This is a genomic window from Hyphomonas sp. (genome assembly GCF_013823385.1).
Taxonomy (GTDB): Bacteria; Pseudomonadota; Alphaproteobacteria; order Caulobacterales; family Hyphomonadaceae; genus Hyphomonas.
This window is the reverse complement of the sequence record NZ_PNMA01000001.1, coordinates 104,200-124,709: the sequence shown is the minus strand read 5'-3', so window position 1 is coordinate 124,709 and position 20,510 is coordinate 104,200. Positions and strand designations below refer to the sequence as shown.

Below are 20,510 nucleotides of genomic sequence, written 5' to 3'. Positions count from 1 at the left end.
TGCTCTTTCTATTTTCGTCACTCTCGATGGCCGCAGGCCATCTGAGAGCCTATCTCCCGCCTCCTCCGCAAGCGCTCAAGGAAAAGTCAGGAGATGGGCACTCAGATGCGCTTCGCGCATCGAGTGTGACGAAAGAACCGGTAGCGTGTGGAGCTAGCGCCCCTTGCGTCCACCGTCCCTGAAGTATTTTAGCGTGCCGCGGGTGATCACGTCATCGCTGGGCGCCAGCTCATGCGCTTCATAGTCTGGCAGACCCTTCACCTCGGCGTAGACGTCTCCGAAATCCTTGTAGCAGGTTTCGAGCAGGGCTTCGAAACTGGGGATGACGAAATAGGTCTGCTGGAAATCGTCGATGATGTATTTCGTCCGCATAAGGCGCTTCAGATCGAAGCCGACGCGGTTGGGGCTGTCGTCTTCCAGGGCAAAGACGGTTTCCTGCGGGCTGGAGAGGATGCCCGCGCCATAGATGCGCAGCGCTCCTTCTTCGCGGATGAGGCCGAACTCCACCGTATACCAGTAGAGCCGCGCAAGGTTGTGGAGCTGGCCAAGGCGCATCGCGCGCTGGCCGCCCTTGCCATAGGCTTCCATAAAGTCGGCGAACACCGGATTGGCCAGCATCGGCACATGGCCGAAGATGTCGTGGAAAATGTCCGGCTCCTGAAGATAGTCGAACTCTTCCTCCGGCCGGATGAAGGCGCCCGCCGGAAAGCGGCGGTTGGCAAGATGGTCGAAGAAAATCTCGTCTGGCACCAGTTCGGCCACCGGCACGACGCGCCAGCCGGTCAGCGCTTCCAGCCGGTCGGACAGGCGGCCCATATGCGGAATGCCCGAGGGGGAGAGTTCCAGCTGGTGCATCGCGTCCAGCGCCGCCTGTGAGGCGCGGCCTTTGGTGATCTCTTTCTGGCGGCGGAAGAGACGGTCCCAGCGGTCATGCTCGGCCGGCGAATAGGTCTCCCACGCCTGGTCAATCGTGAAGTCAGCCGCGCGGGGGGCGCCGTGATAGCGATTCTTTGCAAAAGCAGTGTCCATGGGCGAACTATACGCCCGAACGAAAATTAGTTCCAGATGTAACTAATTTCAGGCTGCCTCGGGCCGGGAATCGATGATTTCCGAGAGGGTGACGCCCAATTGCCCGTCAGAGACGATCAGCTTGCCCCGCGCGACGAGGCGGCCAGAGACATAGATATCCACAGGCTCGTTGGTGTGGCGCTCCAGAGCGACGATTTCGCCGGGCGACAGGGCGAGCAGCTCCTCCATCGGGATACGCGCCTCCCCGAGCACAACATCCACACGGACGGGCACATCCAGAAGCATCTTCTCAAGCGCGGGATTCTTCGGCTCGGTCATTGCCCCATCCTTCGCCCGGCTTTGGGGGCATTGTCCAGCGTTTCGCTGAGGTCTCTTGTGAGGCCGAAGAGATCACCCTGCCCGTCGAGCAACCTCTGGGCAAGGCTGGTGACCGTGCTGCGCAGGGGCGCGCTGGTGGCCTCATCAAAGGCGGCAGAATCCAGGAGCTGCATCACCTTCAACAGATCCGAGAGCACTTCCCGCATGGTGGCAGATACCCGGTCCAGCCGGTCGAGCGTTTCCTGGACTTCCTGGCGGGAAATTTCGGCAAGGGTGTCTGCGCGCACTTTGGCAATCAGCGCCACGACCTCATCGGCCGACAGGCGCACGTCGCCGGCCTCAGCAGGCGGCGCGGTGAAATCGCTGCGGAAATCAAAGGCGGACAGGGTGCGCGCGGCATCTGGCATCACTCGACAAGCTCGTCCTCGATGGCGCCTTTAGCGGCGCTGCCCCGTATATCGCCGCGCTGGATCAGCTGGCGGGCAAGCGTGACGATCTCATGGCGGGCGGCGTCGATCTCGCTGCGGCGGAGGGGGCCGAGGTTGGCGATTTCCTCACGCAGCAACTCGCCGGCGCGCTGGGTCATGTTGGCGAAGAAGGCTGCGGCGGTGGCTTCGCGCGCGCCTTTCAGCGCCACGATCAGCGCGCCCCGGTCTGCGGCCGACAGCAGCGTCTGCATGCCACCGGCATCGAGCGCGGCCAGGTCATCGAACGTGAACATCAGGGCACGGACCTTCTTGCCCGCGCCCGGTTCGGCGCTTTCCAGCGCGGCGAGGAAGACAGATTCTGCCCGCGTATCCATCTGGTCGAAGATGCGGGCGACGCGTTCATGGCCGCCGCGCGCGCCTTCGCAGGCGAGCGTTGGCAGGCGCCGCGTGAGATAGTCTTCGAGGCTTTTCACAGCCGCAGGGCTCGGCGCGCCGAGGTGCAGCAGGCGCTGCATTGTCTCCACCGCCAGCGAGGGCGGCAGGGCCCGCAGGATGCGGGCGGAGGTCTCGCTGGAGAGGCGGGAAAGGATCAGGGCCACATTCGCGGCCCGCTCCGGCCGCACAAGGGCGACCAGCGTATCGACCGGGAGGGCGGAGAGCGCCGACCAGACATCCTTGTGCCGGTGCAGGCTGCTGGCGGGGAACTGTTCTGCCTGACCGAAACGGCGGGTCGCGTCAGCAAAGAGGCGGGCCACATCGGCCTCGGCGGCCGGATCATCGGCGAGGCTGTCCATGGCGGCGGTCAGCGCCCGCGTCTCGGCGGGGGAAAGCTCGGCCCAGATGCCGGCTGCTTCCGGCCCCAGCGCCCGCATCAGGCGGGCGGCGCGGAGCGTTCCGGAATCGATCGCGGGAGAGAGCGGCGCCGGAAGGGTCAAGACGCCTCCTCACGGTCATTCATCCAGCCGCGCAGCACGGCAGCGGCCCGCGCAGGATCACGCCGGGCCACATCGCTGGCCTCTGCGGTGCCAGCTGGCGCAGCGGGCCGAAGGGGGCGGAGCGTTTCAAGGCGGCCCTCGGCAGGCAGGCGCTCGGGCTCACGGGCCGGGCTTGCCATGGCAGGTGCCGGGCCCAGGCGGAGCGTGGCCAGCGCAATGCCGGCAGAAATCAGGGAAATGAGGCTGAGCGCGCCGAGTTCCAGCCAGGCGGCCGCGTCCGGGCGCCCCGGCAGGCCCCGGGCGAAGGTGGCCTGTTCAATGATCAGCTTGTCGCCGCGCTTGAAATCCAGCCCCGCCGCCTCGGGCAGGATGCGCTGCAGATCACCGGCCATCGGGGCGGCAGGCGCGTCCAGCAGCACGAATACGGTGCGGCCGCCGTCTGCATTGAAAGCAATGGAGATTCGGGAATTGCCGGGGCCGGCGATGGGGTCAATCAGGCTGGCAAGGGAGGCTTCGGCCGGGCTGCGCGGCTCAGTTCCAGCCCGGGTCAGCAGGCTGGAAGCCCGCCAGACGCAGAGGGAAAGCGCCAGAAACAGGGCCGCAAGCGCTGCAAGCCGGACGATACGCCCCGCCTCCAACCCGCTGCCTGCCTGCCTGAACGCCATCAGCCCCTCCGAACGGCCACGGACTCAAAGGCCACGGCACATCCGGAGAGGCTAGAATCCCGGCACTAAGGCCGGGTTAACGTGGCTAATACCAGATTAACGCCGGTATTGCTGAAGGCGCGTGGTCCGCAGACCTTTGGCGCCGTGACGGGCATACAGGCGTTCCCACGCCTCGTATTCCTCGTCGGTCAGGTTGTAGCGTTCGCAGGCAGCTTCCCGAGTGAGCAGACCGCCAGTCACGGCAGCGACGACCTCGGCCTTGCGGCGGGTCACCCAGCGGGAGATGTTCGGCGAAGGCAGATCGGCCAGAGTCATCTTCTGGCCGTCCGGCCCCTTAACGCTGATGGGGCGAGCGTTCTGCATGTCCATGTGCATTACCTATTCCTGGCGATGACACGACGCCCGGCTTCTCCGGGTGTCCGTAAGAGGCACCCTACACGGGGGAGCTTAAGCCTAGCCCTAACCTTGAAAGTCAGTTTGGCAGGCTCTGTTAGGACAGTGTTTGCAAAGCTGTTCCAGCGCGGGACGAAGGGGGGATTCCCGCCTTTTTGCTGCCTTGAAGATGACATCCCGGAAAGAAAAACCGCCCCACAAGGGGGCGGTGTTAACGGCGCGAACAGGGAAATGCACGCTTCGGATCAGATCAGCGTTTTGAGCAGCTCCAGGGAATTATTGTCGCGCACCTGGGCGCAGTGGCGGCGCAGCATGGTGAGGAACATCTCGTCGCCCCGCTCGGTCTGCTTCACCAGCATCGCAGCACCAAAAGCCACCGAGATTCCGTAGAACGCAAACCAGCGATAATGCTGATGGAGATCCTCAAAGCTGTAATTGCCAACGCCTTCGGCTTTCAGGCAGTCATGATAATAGCGCAGCAGCTCCATCTCATGCTTCGGGCGGTCTTCGCGCGTCAGGCCAGCGCCGATGAAATAGGCCACGTCGTTGGCGGGCGCGCCTTTGCCGACCGTCTGCCAGTCAACCACGGCCAAAGGCTTGGCCGCGCCGGGTGGGCCAAACAGCATGTTGTCCAGCCGGAAATCAGAATGGGTCAGCACGAAGGGACCCGTATAACTGTCGCCCCATTTGGGTAGGCTGGCGGCATAGGCATCGCCCACTTCAATCTGATCGGCATTGAGATGGGCCGCGTAACGCTCTTTGAAGGCCCCCCACAGTCCGGCAACCTGCTCTGGGCTGATCGCCGGTGGCGGTGCTGAGGCCGTTCCCTGCAGCCAGTCGTAACTGTCCAGCGTCGGGTCTTCCCAATGCGCGGCGTGCAGGACGGCCGCAGCAGACAGGGCGAGCTTTGCCTCAGCCACGCCGCAACCTGCCAGCTGATCACCCTGCACCGAGGGCGACATGTCTTCCATGATCAGAGCGAAGCGGTTGGTGGCCTCGTCATAGTCCGTATACAGCGCTTTGGGCGTGATGCGCCCAGCCACTTTCGGGAAGGTGCGGTAGAAGAACACTTCGCGCTTGTAGTGGTTGAGCACCTTCGCGGTGGCGAGGCTGGCTTCGCTGGCGGAGGGGAACTTGCCGACGAGCGTTTTGGGCGCGCCCGGCCCGGCTTTGGCATATTCGAAGACGAAGCGCACATTCTCGCCGATCTGGCCTGTGCCGATCGATTTGGAGGTCAGCGACTTCACTTCGGCATCAATGCCGATCTCCGCAAACAGCGTGTTGAACCATTCAGGTCCAAGCTCCAGCGGATTCGTGTCCAGTCCGGGACGGCTCATTCTTCCCCCTTGTCAGGTTTTTCGGTTGTTTCTGTGTTTTCTGATTTTCCGGCGAACCGGCGCAGCTGGCCGAGGCGGTCCTCGGCATGGCGCAGGCCTTTGTCCAACGCGGCCATGGTGAGGGCAAAATCCGCACTCTTTTCCCGGCGCCAGGCGCGTTCGGTGCTGGCGATCACGAAGGCGATCACGATGCGCTTCAGGCTGGCGGGCGCGCCGCTGTCATCATCGAGCCCCGCCGAGGCCAGCGCCCAGGCGGCACTGGCATGGCGATGGACCGGCAGACGCACGACATGGCTGAAAGACGCTTCGCGGAATTTCATCAGCTCACGGAGGCCGGGCCGGTAGGGCTCCATCGCCTCGAAGCGTTTCATGATCACGTCAAACAGGCGCTCGCGGCCGGAGCTGTCGTCCGGCACGCCGTCGGCAGACATGGCGCGGTCAAAATAGCCATCCATCGCCTCGACGATTTCCTCGCGGCCACCGGCGCCGTGGAAATCCTGCAGGGTCAGGCCCGCTTTCGCGGCAATCTCTGCCAGCGTGATCTGCGACCACGGTTTCTCTGCGGCAAGCACCAGAGCTGCCAGCAGTCCGGCCTCGATGACTGAATTTGCGGCGGGCAACGGAACTCCTCCTGTTGAGGTCAGTCCGCCTCTTGTGACAGCTGCCGGTCGCGATTGGCGGCTGCGTTCAGGGCGTCCTTGAACAAGGCGGGCATCCCACCCGTGTCCATAAGGATGTCAAGAGCCGCCTGGGTGGTTCCGCCGGGTGAGGTCACGGCTTTGCGAAGCGCTTCGGGGGTGTCGCCGCTTTCCGCCATCAGGGCGGCAGCGCCTTCCACCGTTCGCCGGGCAAGGCTCATGGCAAGATCTGCCGGCAGCCCCTCTGCCACGCCCGCCTGCGCCATCACTTCAGCCAGCAGGAAGATGTAAGCCGGGCCAGAACCCGACAGCGCCGTGACGGCAGACATCATGTCTTCCGCCACCGGCCCGTGAACTTCGCCGAGCGGGGCCAGCAGCTCGCGCGCGGCCGTCAGGTCAGCCGGCTTTGCCGCTTCCGGCGCGGTGAACACCGTCACGCCGCGCCCGATGGCGCCCGGCGTATTCGGCATCGCGCGGATTACCCGCTGCGTGCCCAGCCGCCGGGACAGCTGCGCCAGGCGCACGCCCGCCATGATGGAGATGGCGAGGGAGCCGGGCCCGACAAACGCCTTTGCCTGTTCCGCGACGGAAGCAAACTGCTGCGGCTTCACGGCCAGAACGATGATGCTGCTTTCAGACGGCGCGGGGTTGAGACGGATACGCCCCTCAGCGGCGAGTGCCTTTATGTCGTCCTGCGGCGAAGGCTCGACCACGGTAATCTCCCGCGCCGGGCCTTTCAGCCAGCCATGCAGCAGCGCCGAGCCCATACGGCCTGCGCCCATAAGGGTCAGAGACGCTGGCTCGCTCACGGCTTCGGCTCAGGCTTCGCCGTGGGTTTCAAACATCACCGCATCGATTGCGTCGCGCGGAGACTTGCCAGCCCAGACAAGGAAATTGAAGGCCGGGATGAACCGGTCTGCCGCGCTGACCGAAGCGGCCAGCACAGCGCGCACTTCACCTTCGGAAAGCTCGTCGCGGCCCTCCATCGGGAAAGTGTAGCGGAAGACGATCACGCCATCATCCGCCCAGAAATCGAAATGGCCGATCCACAGCCGCTCATTTGCCAGCATCACCAGCTCATTGATGGCGCCGCGCTTGCTGTCCTGAGGCTTGACGTCGAGCGTCATGGAGAAGTGCACGGCAGCCGGCTCCGGCCGGTACGCGAACAGAGCGCCCATGTCGCCCCAGCGTGTCTCGGCCACAACCTGAAGGGTGCCTTCATCGTCGCGCTCTGCAGGCCAACCGGCCCCTTCAAGCACGTCCTCAACAACGTCCAGTGGATCGATCGCCAACAGATCGCTGCGGTTAAGTTCCAGGCTCATCTAGGGGCCTCCGCGTTGAGATTTATACACGCTGCCGGATTCGCTCCCGAATTCCAACAGCACTCAACGCCGGGCACGCCGGCGATGTCAAAGTTCATAAGCAGTTAATGGTCAGCTTTCAGTGGATTTTCCCGCTTCAAGCGCCGCAATCCGCGCTTCAAGGGCCTCCACACGCGCCAGCGCCGCCGTGGCAATGGCCTTCAGCGCCTCCACCTCATCGCGGCCCGCAAGGTCCATATCCGCGATCAGGGCACGCACGCGGGCCTGCGCCGCAGTCTTGGCTTCCTCGCCGGCGGCACGCGCCGCGCCGAGGGCGCCGGTCATCAGGCCTGCAATGTCATCAAGCAGTGGATTTGTGCTGGCCATGCGGCTACTCCTTCGCGCCGGGTGTGCTGGTGGCCTATCAGATAAGGTGCCGGCCAGACAGGGAAAAGACGCCGCATGACCGAACTGCTCGCCGCACTGACGATTTTCATGGGCGAGGCCGCCCTGAAGTTCCCCGAATGGAGCCCGGCGCTCTTTTCCATCGATTTCGATTTTGTGGGCCTCGGCACGTTCCACCTGCGCTGGTACGCGCTCGGCTATATCGCCGGCATCGGCCTTGCCTGGTGGTACGGCACCCAGCTGCTGAAACGGCCCGAGCTGTTCGGCGGCACCGCGCCGCTCACCAAGGACGGCCTTGATGACCTGATGTTCTGGATCATCATCGGCATCATCCTGGGCGGGCGGCTGGGCTACATCCTGTTCTACATGGTGCCCTACCAGATGGACGTGCTGACCGCCGATCCGATGGCGATCCTGCGCATCTGGGACGGCGGCATGGCCTTCCATGGCGGCATCGCCGGGGTTGTGGTGGTCCTTGCCTGGTTTGCCATGAAGCGGGGCGTGAACCTTCTCTCCGTGGGCGACATTGCCGGCGTGACCGCCCCCATCGGCATCGGCCTCGTGCGCATCGCCAACTTCACCAATGCCGAGCTTTATGGCCGCCCGACCGATGCTTCCATCGGCATGGTTTTCCCCGAAGGATATGTGCCCGGCTCCACCCCGCCCGCTTACAACTGGGACACCGGCGACTGGATCTATCGCGGCGATGAACTCGCCCGCCATCCCAGCCAGCTTTACGAATCCGTGCTGGAAGGCTGGCTGCCGCTGCTCGTCCTGTCGATCCTGATCTGGAAATTCGGGGCCCTGAAACGCCCTGGCCTCGTCGCGGGCCTGTTCCTGCTGTTTTACGGCTTTGGCCGCTCGATTGCCGAACATTTCCGCGAGCCGGATTCCTTCGTTCACGGCCTGCCCGAATGGCTGACCATGGGCATGATCCTCTCCACCCCGATGTGGCTGGGGGGCGCATGGCTGGTCTGGAATGCGCTGCGCCCACGAAAAATCTGAGTTTACAAAGAGTTAATAGGCCGACATAGATGCCTCCAGGGCTCCTGAGCAGTTCGGGAGGGTTGGCACTATGGGCACTCAAAGCCTCTACAGGCTCACGGCAGCATGCCTGATCGCGCATGAGCTGGAACTCCTGCTCCTTCGGGAGGGGAATGTTTTCCAGGGCTTCGCCACGCCAGTGGGCCAGGCGATGCTGTGCGCGCATCTCGCCATCGTGCTGGGCATGTTCATTGTGGCCGAGGTGACCCGCAACGCGCTGATCCGCATGGGGCTGTGCGTCTTTGCGGTGCTGCATGTGGGCCTGCACTGGCTTTGCCGTCACGATCCGGTCTACCCGGCTGCCTCCGTCATCTCCTGGGTGCTGATCCTGCTGGCGGGCCTGTTCGGAGCGGCCTATCTGGTGCCGCAGAAGGCGCGCTAGGCGCTGCAGACGCTTCAGGAATGCCATGACGCTTGAAGAAAGGCTGATCCGCCTGATCGAAACCGACGGCCCGATCCCGCTATCGGCCTATATGCAGATCGCCCTGCACGACCCCAAGGATGGATACTACACCGTCCGCCCCGGCCTTGGCCGCGACTTCACCACCGCGCCGGAAACCAGCCAGATCTTCGGCGAGCTGATCGGCCTGTGGATCGTGCATGAATGGCGCGCCATGGGGGAGCCCTCGCCCTTCCATCTGGTCGAGATCGGCCCCGGCCGCGCGCTGCTGATGCATGACGCGCTGAAGATGGCGGCGCTGGCCGGCGGGCAGGCTTTCCTGGACGCCCTGCAGCTGACCCTGATCGAGCCCAGCCCGGCCCTGCGCCTCGTCCAGGCCGAGCGCCTGCAGCGCTTTGCCCCGCACTTTGTCAGCCAGCTTTCGAGCGTGCCCGCCGGGCCGATGCTGCTGGTGGCCAACGAATATCTCGATTGCCTGCCGGTGCGCCAGTTCCACAGGGATGGCGACCGCTGGCGGGAATGCGTGGTCGGACTTTCAGCCGAGCGCAGCCTCGTGATGGGCCTGGCCGCAGACGAACCCCGCCCGCCGATGGGCACGGCGTTGACTGGCAATGTCGTGGAGGTGCAGTCCGGCCTCGACCTGATCATTGCCGATCTTGCCCCCCGCGCAGCCCCCTTCCGCGCCCTCTTCATCGATTACGGCCCGGCTGAACGTGCGCCCGCCGATACGCTGCGCGCCTATCGAGACGGACGCCAGGTCTCCCCGCTTGAAAGCCCCGGCCTCTGCGATCTGACGGCGGATGTGGACTTTGGCCGCTTTGCCCGACTGGCAGCCGCCGCCAATCTTGATGTCAGCGGCCCCACCCCGCAGGGCATGTTCCTGCTGGGCCTTGGTGCCCAGGCGCGTCTCAACCAGCTGATCAAGGCCAATCCCGACGAAGCCGAAGCGATCTACACCGCCGCCCAGCGGCTGATTGACCCCAAGGAGATGGGCGAACGGTTCAAGGCGATCTGCCTTTCCTCTGCAGGCCTGCCAAAGCCCGCCGCTTTCTGACGCCGCGACAGCCTTTGGTATCGGCGCCCGAATGCCTATCTAGTCGGGGCTATCCTGAAGGAGCCCGCCTTGGCTGAAATCTCCCTCCTCGAACTTGGCCGCGTGCGCGAAGGCTTCACCCGCGCCGACGCGCTGAACGAAGCCCGCCGCCTGGCCCAGCATGCTGAAGCCCTCGGCTACAAGCGCTTCTGGGTCGCCGAGCATCACAACATGCCCACCGTCACCACGGCGGCGACATCGCTGGTCATCAGCCATATCGCGGCCGGCACGAAGACCATCCGCGTCGGCGCCGGCGGCATCATGCTGCCCAACCACGCGCCCTATATCATCGCCGAACAGTTCGGCACGCTCGACGCGCTCTATCCCGGCCGCATTGATCTTGGCCTTGGCCGCGCGCCCGGCACGGACCAGCTCACCCTGCGCGCCCTGCGCGTGCACCCGGAAGAGGCAGAGCGTTTCCCGCAGGATGTGGTGGAGCTGCAGATGTGGCTCGGCCCCGTGCAGGAAGGCCAGCGCATCGAGGCGGTGCCTGGCTCCAACGCCAACATTCCGCTCTGGATTCTCGGCTCAAGCCTCTTCGGTGCCCAGCTCGCCGCCGAGCTTGGCCTGCCCTATGGCTTTGCCTCCCACTTTGCCCCGCAGGCCCTCGATCAGGCCCTCGCCACCTACCGTTCCCGCTTCAAGCCGAACGAGAAGATGGCCAAGCCCTATGCGCTGATCGGGGTGAACATCATCGCCGCAGAGACCGATGAAGAGGCCCGCTACCTCGCCACCTCGCAGCAGATGTCGTTTGCCAATCTCGTGCGTGGCCACCGCAAACTGACCCAGCCGCCCATCGACGACATCGACACCTACTGGACCCCGCAGGAGCGCGCCCAGGCCTCCGCCATGCTGAATTTCAGCATCATCGGCGCCCGCGACACCGTCCGCAAAGGCATCGACGCCCTGCTGGACCGCACGCAGGCTGACGAGCTGATGATCGTGTCAGACATGTACGACCCCGAAAAGCGCCGCCGCTCGGTCGAGATCATTGCTGAGGTGATGGGGAAGAAGGCCAGCGCGCCCGCTTATTGAGCGCGCTTGATCTCGTTAGCTTCGCCCAGCAGCACCACGGTCGGCGCGTGCTGGCGGGCTTTCTCCGCTTCGACGCCGCAGAAAGCCGCGATGATCACCGTATCGCCCACAGCGAAGTGACGGGCCGCCGCACCATTGACGCCGATGGTGCGCGAGCCGCGGGGGGCTTCCAGAGCATAGGTCTGGATGCGTGCGCCATTGGTCACGTTCCAGATATCCACCTTCTCATGCGGCAGGATGCCGGACGCATCGAGCAGATCCTGGTCGATGGACACCGAGCCCTCATAGTGCAGGTCACACTGGGTAACGGTTGCGCCGTGAAGCTTTGCTTTGAGCATGCTGAGGATCAAGATCCGGGCCTCCAGAACATCGTGAACGCTTTTGCTCACAACGAGAATATGGGGTCGCCCCATCTCGGGGCAAGGGCTTATTGCATTGCAATATAGGGGCCGTAAAGGCGCGGTATGTAAACGCAGACATTACCTTTCCGGCAGGCTGGCCCTGGCGCGGGGCTTTACGGAACGGCGCATCCCGGGGCAAAGGGGCGCCATGACCCTGATCCTGTTCAACAAGCCCTATGGCGTTCTCAGCCAGTTCACCGATGAGGGCAGCGGCAAGCCGACGCTGAAAGCGTTTATTCCCCTGCCCGGCGTCTACCCCGCCGGCCGGCTGGACTTTGACAGCGAGGGCCTCCTGATCCTCACCGATGACGGGCGCGAGCAGGCCCGGATTGCCGATCCCAGACACAAGATGCCGAAAACCTATCTGGCGCAGGTCGAAGGTGTCCCCGATGAAGAGGCCCTCGAAGCGCTCCGCCGGGGCATAGACCTGAAAGACGGCCGCACCCGCCCTGCCCGCGTGAAGATCGTCCCGCAGCCGGACAACCTCTGGCCGCGCGATCCGCCCATCCGCGTGCGCAAGTCGGTGCCCGATACATGGATCGAACTGACCATCACCGAAGGGCGCAACCGTCAGGTGCGCCGCATGACGGCGGCGGCTGGCCACCCCACCCTGCGCCTCATCCGCACACGGATCGGAGAGTGGGAACTTGGCCCTCTCGCGCCTGGCGAGTGGCGGCGCGCCTGAACTTCCGGAAAAAGTGAAAAAATACAGCCCCGGCGGTTAACATTGTCACCTTCGGGGCCTAGGTGCCAGATCAGCAAACCGAACCAGGCAAGAGGACGGACAATGGCAGCTCCACCCGTGATGGACGAACTGGGCAGCTGGTGGAGCCGCAATGCTCCTGGCTGGGCTGCCGACGCGACCACCTATATCGGCAGCATCTGGAATGAAGGCGCCTATGGGCTGACCTTCGGCCAGATCATCACCGTGTTCCTCATCATGGGCTTTGTGATCATCGTGCGCGGCCTTTTTGCCCGCACTTTGGTCGTCTGGATCACCAATTGGGCTGCCGGCTCGGCCAACAAGATTGATGACGCGCTGGTTGTGGCCGTCGCCACGCCGTTGAAAATCATCCCGGTGGTGGCCGGCATCTATGCCTCGATCCAGGTTCTGGATGTCGATCCCACCGTCGAACTCTATGCCAGCCGCATTATCCAATCCATCGTTACACTGACGATCTTCTGGTCTCTCTCGCGTGCCTCACGGGTGCTAGAATATGTGCTGGGGGATGTAAAACGATCCCTCTCCGGCCCGGCTGTGGACTGGATGATCAAGGCGCTGCAATTCATCCTCGTGGCGCTTGGCCTTGGCGCGGTGGCCCAGCAATGGGGCATTGCGGTCGCCCCTCTGCTGGCCGGTCTCGGCGTGTTCGGCATTGCCGTTGGCCTGGGCGCGCAGGATCTCTTCCGCAATCTGATTTCCGGCCTGCTTATCATCGGCGAGAAGCGCTTCGTGCCCGGCGAATGGATTCTGGTGGACGGTGTGGTCGAAGGCACGGTCGTACAGATCAATTTCCGCTCCACGCTGGTCCGCCGGTTTGATCAGAGCCCGGTCTATGTGCCCAACTCAAAGCTCGCCGACGCCGCCGTCACCAACTTCACGCGCATGACACACCGCCGCATCACCTGGGCCGTGGGCGTGGAATACTCCACCACGGTGGACCAGCTCAGAGCCATCCGCCAGGAAATCGAAGACTGGCTGATGAATGACGACCGCATCGCCAAGCCGCCGGAAGTCGCCCTCTTCGTGCGCGTCGACAAGTTTAACGCCAGCTCCATCGACTTCCTGATCTACACCTTCACCAAAACCACCAATTGGGGCGAGTGGCTGAAGGTGAAGGAAGATTTCGCCTATGCCGTGATGGACATCATCGAGCGCAATGGCGCCGCCTTCGCCTTCCCGAGCCAGACGGTCTATCTCAACCAGCCCGACCCGCCGGAAATCATGGCGCCGCCCGAAGGCCGGGGGCCCGCCCCGCGCCTGCCCCCACCGGCCAGCCGCCAATCCGGCGGGCAGGGTTCCACCAGCGCCGAAGCCTCATCCGACAGCGAATTGGGCGACAACAGCTGAAACGCAAAACGGGGCGCCCCACCGGAGCGCCCCGTTTCTTTTGTTGGTAAGCCTGCGGATTATTCCGTCATCTTCCGGGCCGCTTCGGCGTCGATCATTTCGCGTGCGCCGAGGCGTCCTGCCTTGCCATGGCCCAGATACTTCAGGAAGAAGCTGACCGCGCCAAGCAGCACGCCCAGGATGATCGCCACAACGCCGAGGCTCCAGAACACGTCCTTGTACGTTGCCAGCGCCCGCGCCGGATCGAGCACCTGCCCGGCTACCGTATCGCTCGCCGTGAACTGGGCAATCACGCCCGCCACATATTGCGAGAAGGCCGAAGACAGGAACCAGCCCGCCATCATGAAGCTGACGATCGCGCCGGGCGACAGCTTGGTCACCATCGACAGCCCCACCGGCGAGAGGCAAAGCTCGCCCGTGGTGTGCAGCAGATAGGCCAGCGTCAGGAAGATCAGCGGCACGCGGTAGCTGTCATCGGCGAAGTTCACGCCCCAGACCAGCACCCAGAAGCCAAGCCCGACCTGCACCAGCGCGAGCGCAAATTTGAGCGGCGTGTTGGGGTCCAGCTGCCGCGCGCCCAGCCACGCCCAGAGGGCAGCAAAGGCCGGCGCAAACAGCAGGATGAAGCCGGAGTTGAAGCTCTGCGTCTGCGCCGCGGTCACGGTCATGAAGCCATCATGGGGCAGCTGCGTGTTGCGCTCGGCAAACTGGTTCAGCGAAGACCCGGCCTGTTCGAACAGCGACCAGAAGACCACCGACATGAAGATCAGGAACAGGGCCAGGATCAGCTGCTGGCTTTCCTTCCAGGTGCAGTTGCGCACCATGTAATAGGTTATGTAGCCACCGAACAGCAGAAGCCCGACCATCAGTGTCCAGAAGGTATATTGCGGGCTCTGGATCAGGTACCAGATGACTGCCACGCCCGGAATGGCGATCAGATAGAGCGCCCATTCCAGATTGATCGGACCCAGCACCTTCTTCTTCAGCTTCTCAGGTTCCGGCGGCGCGCCGGCAGCGTCCGGCAGCTGCGGCTCGCCCGGCGTCCAGAACAGGAGGCGGCGGCGCGCAAACACCAGCCAGCCAAGTGCCATGCCGATGGCCGCCAGGCCAAAGCCCGCCCACCAGCCAACCGTCTGGCCAAGATAGCCGCACAGGATCGCGGCCCAGAAACCACCGAGGTTGATACCGTAATAGTAGAGTGTGAACCCCGCATCGCGGCGCACATCATTCTCTTCATATAGCTGGCCGACGATCGAGGAGATCGACGCCTTGAGATAGCCCACGCCCATCACGATCAGCGAGAGCGCCAGGAAGAGGATGTTGGTGAAGAGGCTGCTGCGCTCCGGTTCGGAGAGCTTCGAGGTGATGTCCGGGATCACCTGCGGCAGGGGCGAGCCCGCCTCAAGACCGCTGAAGGCAAGGCCGCCCTCCGGCGTCACATTGGCCGTACACGCACCGTCTGCCGGCGCGGCGCCAAACAGGCAGCGCTGCGTGCCGGTGTCGACGAACACCTGACGCCCGCCGCCCCGGCCTTCGACCACCAGCTCATAGCGCGCGCCATCCAGATCGATATGCTGCCTGGCTTCCGGCCCGTGCAGACCCATCGTCAGGTGGCCCGCCACCAGCAGCAGCGCGCCAAAGGCAATGGCCTTGCGGTTGCCCAGATACTTGTCCGCCAGGAACCCGCCCAGCAGCGGCAACAGATAGACCAGCGCCGTGTAGGAGCCATACTGGGCCTGCGCCGTGCGATCATCGAACAGGAAGTGCTGCGTCAGATAGAAGATCAGCAGCGCCCGCATCCCGTAATAGGAAAAGCGCTCCCACATCTCTGCGAAGAACAGGATGTGCAACCCTTTGGGGTGTTTGCGCATCTGGTTGAACACAGGAAAGCAGGTCGCGAGCGTAATCACGATCCCGAGGACAATAATCAGCATGTAAGGGCTCCCCAGCGCGCTGAACTTTTGCCGGCGCGCGGTCGCGGGCCGAAATGTGTCGAAGGTTTGACCATGCCCCGCCCCGCCGCTCAAGGCAGTTTCTGCCGTTAGGACAAAGAGATGCGGTCGCCGCTTACACCTCGTCCAGCAATCCGGGGTAATTATTGCTCACCTTGCCCACCGCCGGGCCGATGGGCCAGGCATCCATATCCTCGTTGGGAAAGGGCTCGAACAGGCCGGAAGGGTCCCCCGAAGCCGGGTCGAGCCAGCGGTCATAATCCTCCGGCCGCAGGATCACCGGCATCCGGTCATGGATACCGGCTGTGAAGTCGTTCGGCCTGGTCGTCAGGATCGTGAAGCTCTGGATCTCGGAGCCGTCGATCAGCGCGGCATCCCACAGCCCCGCCAGGCAGAAATTGCGCCGGTTGCGCAGGCGGAAGGCAAAGGGCGTCTTCGTCTTCCCCTGCACCGACCATTCATAATAGCCCGACACCGGAACGAGGCAGCGCTTGTGCCGGTAGGCACCCCGGAATGTCGGCTTCTCCGCCACCTCTTCGGCCCGCGCATTGATGCTGATCGCGCGCCACTCTTTCAACGGCTTGTTCCACCAGCTCGGCACCAGCCCCCAGCGCATCGGCGCCATCTCCCGGGCAGACCTGTCATGGGTCAGGCGCACAATCGGCTGGATCGTCGTCGGCGCGATGTTCCAGTTCGCCTCGGGAGGCTCCACGCCTTCCACCGGCATGATGCTCAGCCAGGCGTAATACTCGCCCCAGCTCACCCCTTCACGGAAAAATCGGCCACACATGCGCCAGAGGCTAGCGGTCGCCCCCGGCGCGCGCCAGCCTCAATACGCCTCTTCGGCAAACACCTTGCGCACGTCGCGGTTCCACGGCCCGTAATAGCGTTGCAGCAGGCGCTCGGCGGGGGTGATACCGGACGCGGCAATCTCGTCGAGCCCGCCCAGGAAGCCCGTCTCATCATCGCCTGCGGCTGACAGCACGCGCCCTTTGAGGCCCGCCCGGCTGATCTCCAGAACGTCCTTGGCAAGGTCCTGCATCGTCCGCCCGCCGGGGATCGGCGTCTTCAGGCCCAGCGTGCGGACCGACTGGCGCATCGCCTCGCGCTCCGCCATGCTCCAGCCCTTGACCAGATCCCAGGCCGCATCCAGCGAGGATTGCGAATAGAACAGCCCCGTCCAGAAAGCCGAGAACGCGCACAGCCGGTCCCACGGCCCGGAATCAGAACCGCGCATCTCCAGAAAACGCTTCAGGCGCACTTCGGGGAAGATCGTGGAAAGGTGGTCGGCAAAATCGTCCATCGCCGGCTTTTCGCCCGGCAGGATCGGCAGCTTGCCCTCAAGAAAGTCGCGGAAGCTGAGCCCCGAGGCATCCAGATACTTGCCCCCCCGGCGCACGAAATACATCGGCACATCCAGCGCATAATCCACATAGCGCTCAAAGCCGAAGCCGTCCTCGAACACGAAGGGCAGCATGCCCGTCCGGTCCGGATCAAGGTCGGTCCAGATATGCGAGCGATAGGAGAGGAAGCCGTTCGGCCGCCCCTCCAGGAAGGGCGAGTTGGCAAACAGCGCCGTGCCCAGCGGCTGCAGCGCCAGCGACACGCGGAACTTCTGCGCCATGTCGGCTTCCGAGCCGAAATCGAGATTGGCCTGCACGGTCGAGGTGCGGAACATCATCTGCCGGCCAAGGCGCCCCACCTTGTCCATATAGGCGGTCATGATCTTGTAGCGACCCTTGGGCATCACAGGCGTCTCCGCCAGGCTCCAGATCGGGCTTGCGCCAAGGCCGATGAAGCCGATGCCCAGCGGCTCGGCAATGTCGCGCACTTCCTTCAGGTGGCGGCCCACCTCCACACATGTCTCATGGATCGATTTCAGCGGCGCGCCGGACAGCTCAAACTGCCCGCCCGGCTCCAGGCTGACGCTGGCGCCGTCCTTCTTCAGGCCGATCAGGTATCCGCCCTCCAGGATCGGCTCCCAGCCAAACCGGTCGCGCAGCCCTTCCAGCATCGCCAGAATGGACGCCGGCCCCTCATAGGGCAGCGGTTTCAGGCCGTCCCAGATGAAGCCGAACTTCTCGTGTTCGGTGCCGATGGCCCAGTCGCTGCGAGGCTTGGAGCCGCCTTCCAGATATTCGACCAGTTCGTGCTTGCCGGAGATACGCGGCGAGGCTTCGTCGATGTCGCTCGTTGGCGTGGTCATCGCGGCGCTCTCCTGAAACAGTTTGTCCGGCTGGGGAGATAAGGCCGAAATGGGGCAACGCCAACGGGGCAATGCAAATTCTTGAACGGCGGCGTCATTATTCCCAATCCCCGCACACCGCCTGCCACAGCGTCATCGCCGAAATCGCCGCCGTTTCCGCCCGCAGGATGCGTGGCCCGAGGCTCACCGGATACGTCTCCGCCCGGCCGCGCAGGAAGGCCCGCTCGGCCGGGGTGAAGCCGCCCTCCGGCCCCGTCAGGATCGCCGCAGGCCGGCCTTTCAGCCCCGCCAGCACCTCCAGCATCGGCCGCGCCCGGCCCGCCTGCCCGCCCCAGGGGGCCTCGGCCTCATCGCCCGCCTCATCGCAGAAGATCACCGCCGTGCCCGGCTCCAGCGCGTCCAGCGCCGCGTCGAGGCTCGCCAGGTCGAGGATCTCCGGCAGGTCCAGCCGCTCCGTCTGCTCGGCCGCTTCCAGCGCGATCTTGCGGAACCGGTCAGCGCGCACGGTCCGCGTCTGGGTCCGCTCGGTCAACACGGGGCGGATCTTGGCCGCGCCGAGCTCGGTCGCCTTCTCAAGGAGGAGGTCGGTCTGGTCCTTCTTCACCGGCGCGAACAGGAGGGTCAGAAGTGTCCGGATTTGTCCCGATGTGTCCGGTTGTGTCCGGATTTGTCCCAAAGGTGTCACTTCCGCGCGCTTGGCGGACACCTTTTTGACCGCGCACTGCCACTCCCCGTCACGCCCGTTGAAGAGGCGCACCCGCGCGCCGTCCTCCAGCCGCAGAACCCGCAGCAGGTAGTTCGACTGTTCGTCATCCAGTGCAACTGCGCCAGCTTCCACCAGCGGCGCATCCACATAAAGGCGGGGAATCGTAGCCATCCCCGCGCTATAGGCTGCTCGATGGCCCCTGTTAAGGTGTGGCCTTTGCGCAACTTCCTGTGGTTTTGAAATCACAACCCGTGCGAGGGCTCTCCGGATCGATTATATCCCTTCCTGATGACCACGCCTCAAACACCTGAAAACCCCGGGAATTTCGCCGTCCCTGCCGATTCCGCCCTGCCCGGCTGGCTCGCGCGCCTACCCCGTGCCTGGCAGCCCTACGCCATGCTCGCCCGGCTCGACCGGCCGGTGGGCGTCTGGCTGCTCTTCCTGCCCTGCGTGATGGGGCTCGGCTTCGCCCGCCTGACGACCGGACTTTATTCGATCGATCTCCTCTGGATCCTCCTCTTCCTGATCGGCGCGGTGGTCATGCGCGGCGCGGGCTGTACCTGGAACGACATCACCGACAAGGATTTCGACGCCAAGGTCGCCCGCACGGCCGCCCGGCCCATCCCGTCCGGCGCGGTTTCGATGAAGCAGGCTTACCTCTTCCTGCTGGCGCAGCTCGGCATCGGCTTTCTGGTCTGGCTCGCTTTGCCCTGGGACGCGAAGATCACCGCCCTGCTGGCCCTGCCGCTGGTGGCGATCTACCCCTATACCAAGCGCGTCACCTGGTGGCCGCAGGCCTGGCTGGGCCTCACATTCAACTGGGGCGTCCTCGTCGGCGCGGCCACCGCCAGCGTCATTACCGGGCCCACCTACCTCCTCTATTTCGGCCTCGTCCTGTGGACGATCGCGTATGACACCATCTACGCCCTGCAGGACCGGGAGGACGACGCCCTGATCGGCGTGCGCTCCACCGCGCGCCTCTTTGGCCGGCAGGCCGTTCTGATCTCCTTCGGCTTTCATCTGGGCGCCGCAGCCCTGATCGCGCTGGCCGCCTATGCGCAGGGCGCCGGCCGCCTTGGCGCGGTCACGGCGCTCGCCTTCCTCGCCCATGGCGCCTGGCAGGCCATGACGCTGAAGACCAAGGGCGAAGAGAAGGCTCTCGCCATGTTCAAGGCCAATGTGCAGGCAGGCAGCATCGTCGCCATCGGCTTCCTGATCGCCGCCATGGTCCCTCAGGGCTCCGGCAGCCGGATCTATGCCGATCATGAGACCGTGCCTCCAGGAATCGACATGCCGTTCGGCCTCAAGCCCCGGCAGGCCTCTGTACCCCGCCATCCCTATACCTGGCTGGCCAGTGACCTTGAACGCGCCCTCGCCGCAGAGGCGGAGAAACGCGGTGACACCACCCCGCCCGCACCCCAGCAGTGACGCGGCCAGATCCTGCGCTATAGTCCTTCCAGCCCGCCGCCAGAAGGAGCCCGCCCATGACTGTCGCCATCGAAATGGTATCAGACCTTGTCTGCCCCTGGTGCTGGCTGGGCTTGCGCCGCATCGAGGCGGCCATCGCGCGCACGCCGGATGTCAAAGTCCAGCTGCTGTTCCGCCCCTATGAACTTGACCCGACCATTCCGGCAGAGGGCGTAAACTACAAGGAATATATGGGCAGCCGCGTTTCCTCGCCTGAGGGGAAGGAACGCATGGCGATGATGCGCCAGGCGCTCATCGACTATGGCAATGCCGAGGACATCCCCTACCGGTTCGATGCCATTACGCACCGCCCCAACAGCTTCGACGCGCACCGCCTCGTCCGCTGGGCACAGGGCCAGGGCAAGGGCGCCTCCGCCAAGGAAGCCCTATTCCGCGCCTATTTCAACGAGGCCCGGGACATTGGCAGCCATGATGTGCTCGTAGACGTCGCCCGCTCGATTGATCTGGACCCGGATATTGTCGCAGACCTCCTCAAAACTGGCGCCGATGTCGAGGCGACTCGTCAGGAAGCCAATATTTTCCGCGAAATGGGCATCTCGGGCGTCCCGACCTATATCGCCAACCGGCGCGTGGCCGTTCAGGGCGCTGAGAGCGCCGAAAAACTGGAAAAGTTCATCCGGCATGCCGCCAGCCAGTTGCCGCAGGAACGGCCGGCAGGCTGAAGA

At 64.4% G+C, this 20,510-nt stretch carries 24 protein-coding genes; 8 read left to right on the top strand and 16 right to left on the bottom strand.

Translation table 11 applies throughout. The annotated features are described in order from the left end of the window. Positions 1 to 153: 153 nt before the first annotated feature. The 11 genes from phhA to C0456_RS00600 form a co-directional block, all read right to left on the bottom strand. A complete protein-coding gene (phhA, locus tag C0456_RS00650) occupies positions 154 to 1,029 on the bottom strand; it encodes a phenylalanine 4-monooxygenase (RefSeq protein ID WP_291047371.1) in 876 nt (291 codons plus the stop codon). Positions 1,030 to 1,077: 48 nt separating this feature from the next. Further along, positions 1,078 to 1,347 (bottom strand): flagellar motor switch protein FliN, encoded by a 270-nt coding sequence (fliN, locus tag C0456_RS00645; RefSeq protein ID WP_291047370.1) that lies wholly within the window; start codon positions 1,345 to 1,347, stop codon positions 1,078 to 1,080. Next, on the bottom strand, positions 1,344 to 1,754 hold the full coding sequence (locus tag C0456_RS00640) for a hypothetical protein (protein WP_291047369.1): 411 nt from the start codon (positions 1,752 to 1,754) through the stop codon (positions 1,344 to 1,346). The genes fliN and C0456_RS00640 overlap by 4 nt, the downstream gene beginning before the upstream one ends. Beyond that, a complete protein-coding gene (locus tag C0456_RS00635; RefSeq protein WP_291047368.1) occupies positions 1,754 to 2,710 on the bottom strand; it encodes a FliG C-terminal domain-containing protein in 957 nt (318 codons plus the stop codon). The genes C0456_RS00640 and C0456_RS00635 overlap by 1 nt, the downstream gene beginning before the upstream one ends. Further along, entirely contained in the window at positions 2,707 to 3,375 is a 669-nt protein-coding gene (locus C0456_RS00630) for a hypothetical protein (protein WP_291047367.1), read from the bottom strand. The genes C0456_RS00635 and C0456_RS00630 overlap by 4 nt, the downstream gene beginning before the upstream one ends. A gap of 96 nt (positions 3,376 to 3,471) precedes the next feature. Then, positions 3,472 to 3,744 (bottom strand): DUF1153 domain-containing protein, encoded by a 273-nt coding sequence (locus C0456_RS00625; protein ID WP_035599569.1) that lies wholly within the window; start codon positions 3,742 to 3,744, stop codon positions 3,472 to 3,474. 269 nt (positions 3,745 to 4,013) lie between these two features. Then, positions 4,014 to 5,105 (bottom strand): oxidoreductase family protein, encoded by a 1,092-nt coding sequence (locus C0456_RS00620; protein ID WP_291047366.1) that lies wholly within the window; start codon positions 5,103 to 5,105, stop codon positions 4,014 to 4,016. After that, positions 5,102 to 5,725 (bottom strand): hypothetical protein, encoded by a 624-nt coding sequence (locus C0456_RS00615; protein WP_291047365.1) that lies wholly within the window; start codon positions 5,723 to 5,725, stop codon positions 5,102 to 5,104. The genes C0456_RS00620 and C0456_RS00615 overlap by 4 nt, the downstream gene beginning before the upstream one ends. Positions 5,726 to 5,745: 20 nt before the next feature. Further along, positions 5,746 to 6,552 (bottom strand): pyrroline-5-carboxylate reductase, encoded by an 807-nt coding sequence (gene proC / locus C0456_RS00610; protein WP_291047364.1) that lies wholly within the window; start codon positions 6,550 to 6,552, stop codon positions 5,746 to 5,748. Positions 6,553 to 6,561: 9 nt separating this feature from the next. Next, positions 6,562 to 7,065, bottom strand: a complete 504-nt coding sequence (locus C0456_RS00605; RefSeq protein WP_291047362.1) for a YbjN domain-containing protein — start codon at positions 7,063 to 7,065, stop codon at positions 6,562 to 6,564. A 111-nt stretch (positions 7,066 to 7,176) separates the two neighbouring features. Continuing rightward, positions 7,177 to 7,431, bottom strand: coding sequence for an accessory factor UbiK family protein (locus tag C0456_RS00600; protein WP_291047360.1), 255 nt, complete (start codon positions 7,429 to 7,431; stop codon positions 7,177 to 7,179). A 75-nt stretch (positions 7,432 to 7,506) separates the two neighbouring features. Between C0456_RS00600 and lgt the strand changes: the two genes are divergently transcribed. The 4 genes from lgt (at position 7,507) to C0456_RS00580 (ending at position 11,021) form a co-directional block, all read left to right on the top strand. After that, positions 7,507 to 8,454: a prolipoprotein diacylglyceryl transferase gene (lgt, locus tag C0456_RS00595; RefSeq protein ID WP_291047358.1), complete on the top strand. Its 948-nt coding sequence runs from the start codon at positions 7,507 to 7,509 to the stop codon at positions 8,452 to 8,454. Between the two features lie 70 nt (positions 8,455 to 8,524). Next, positions 8,525 to 8,875 (top strand): DUF6713 family protein, encoded by a 351-nt coding sequence (locus tag C0456_RS00590; protein ID WP_291047356.1) that lies wholly within the window; start codon positions 8,525 to 8,527, stop codon positions 8,873 to 8,875. A gap of 25 nt (positions 8,876 to 8,900) precedes the next feature. Beyond that, positions 8,901 to 9,947: an SAM-dependent methyltransferase gene (locus C0456_RS00585; RefSeq protein ID WP_291047354.1), complete on the top strand. Its 1,047-nt coding sequence runs from the start codon at positions 8,901 to 8,903 to the stop codon at positions 9,945 to 9,947. Between the two features lie 69 nt (positions 9,948 to 10,016). Continuing rightward, entirely contained in the window at positions 10,017 to 11,021 is a 1,005-nt protein-coding gene (locus C0456_RS00580; RefSeq protein WP_291047352.1) for an LLM class flavin-dependent oxidoreductase, read from the top strand. Here C0456_RS00580 and panD read toward each other — a convergent pair. Further along, a complete protein-coding gene (gene panD / locus C0456_RS00575) occupies positions 11,015 to 11,371 on the bottom strand; it encodes an aspartate 1-decarboxylase (protein WP_291047350.1) in 357 nt (118 codons plus the stop codon). The two genes, C0456_RS00580 and panD, sit on opposite strands and share 7 nt — an antisense overlap. Before the next feature lie 199 nt (positions 11,372 to 11,570). On the opposite strand from panD, the gene C0456_RS00570 reads away from it, so the two are divergent. Together C0456_RS00570 and C0456_RS00565 are read left to right on the top strand one after the other, a co-directional pair. Beyond that, the gene (locus C0456_RS00570) at positions 11,571 to 12,107 is read left to right on the top strand and encodes an rRNA large subunit pseudouridine synthase E (RefSeq protein WP_291047348.1); all 537 of its coding nucleotides are present in this window, start codon (positions 11,571 to 11,573) and stop codon (positions 12,105 to 12,107) included. A gap of 102 nt (positions 12,108 to 12,209) precedes the next feature. Further along, a complete protein-coding gene (locus C0456_RS00565) occupies positions 12,210 to 13,493 on the top strand; it encodes a mechanosensitive ion channel family protein (protein ID WP_291047346.1) in 1,284 nt (427 codons plus the stop codon). 59 nt (positions 13,494 to 13,552) lie between these two features. Here the strand turns inward: C0456_RS00565 and C0456_RS00560 are convergent, their stop codons facing one another. The 4 genes from C0456_RS00560 to C0456_RS00545 all read right to left on the bottom strand — a co-directional run bounded on the left by C0456_RS00560 (position 13,553) and on the right by C0456_RS00545 (position 18,528). Continuing rightward, positions 13,553 to 15,427 carry a peptide MFS transporter gene (locus tag C0456_RS00560; protein WP_291047345.1) on the bottom strand — a complete coding sequence of 625 codons (1,875 nt, stop codon included), beginning with the start codon at positions 15,425 to 15,427 and terminating at the stop codon, positions 13,553 to 13,555. A gap of 133 nt (positions 15,428 to 15,560) precedes the next feature. Further along, positions 15,561 to 16,235 carry an SOS response-associated peptidase gene (locus C0456_RS00555; RefSeq protein ID WP_291047343.1) on the bottom strand — a complete coding sequence of 225 codons (675 nt, stop codon included), beginning with the start codon at positions 16,233 to 16,235 and terminating at the stop codon, positions 15,561 to 15,563. Between the two features lie 39 nt (positions 16,236 to 16,274). After that, positions 16,275 to 17,651, bottom strand: a complete 1,377-nt coding sequence (locus C0456_RS00550) for a glutamate--cysteine ligase (protein WP_291047341.1) — start codon at positions 17,649 to 17,651, stop codon at positions 16,275 to 16,277. Between the two features lie 97 nt (positions 17,652 to 17,748). Continuing rightward, complete coding sequence (locus C0456_RS00545) at positions 17,749 to 18,528, bottom strand: 16S rRNA (uracil(1498)-N(3))-methyltransferase (protein ID WP_291047340.1); 780 nt, start codon at positions 18,526 to 18,528, stop codon at positions 17,749 to 17,751. A gap of 117 nt (positions 18,529 to 18,645) precedes the next feature. On the opposite strand from C0456_RS00545, the gene ubiA reads away from it, so the two are divergent. Then, positions 18,646 to 19,785: a 4-hydroxybenzoate octaprenyltransferase gene (gene ubiA, locus C0456_RS00540; RefSeq protein ID WP_291047338.1), complete on the top strand. Its 1,140-nt coding sequence runs from the start codon at positions 18,646 to 18,648 to the stop codon at positions 19,783 to 19,785. A gap of 56 nt (positions 19,786 to 19,841) precedes the next feature. Beyond that, entirely contained in the window at positions 19,842 to 20,507 is a 666-nt protein-coding gene (locus C0456_RS00535) for a DsbA family oxidoreductase (protein WP_291047336.1), read from the top strand. The last annotated feature ends 3 nt before the right edge of the window (positions 20,508 to 20,510 follow it).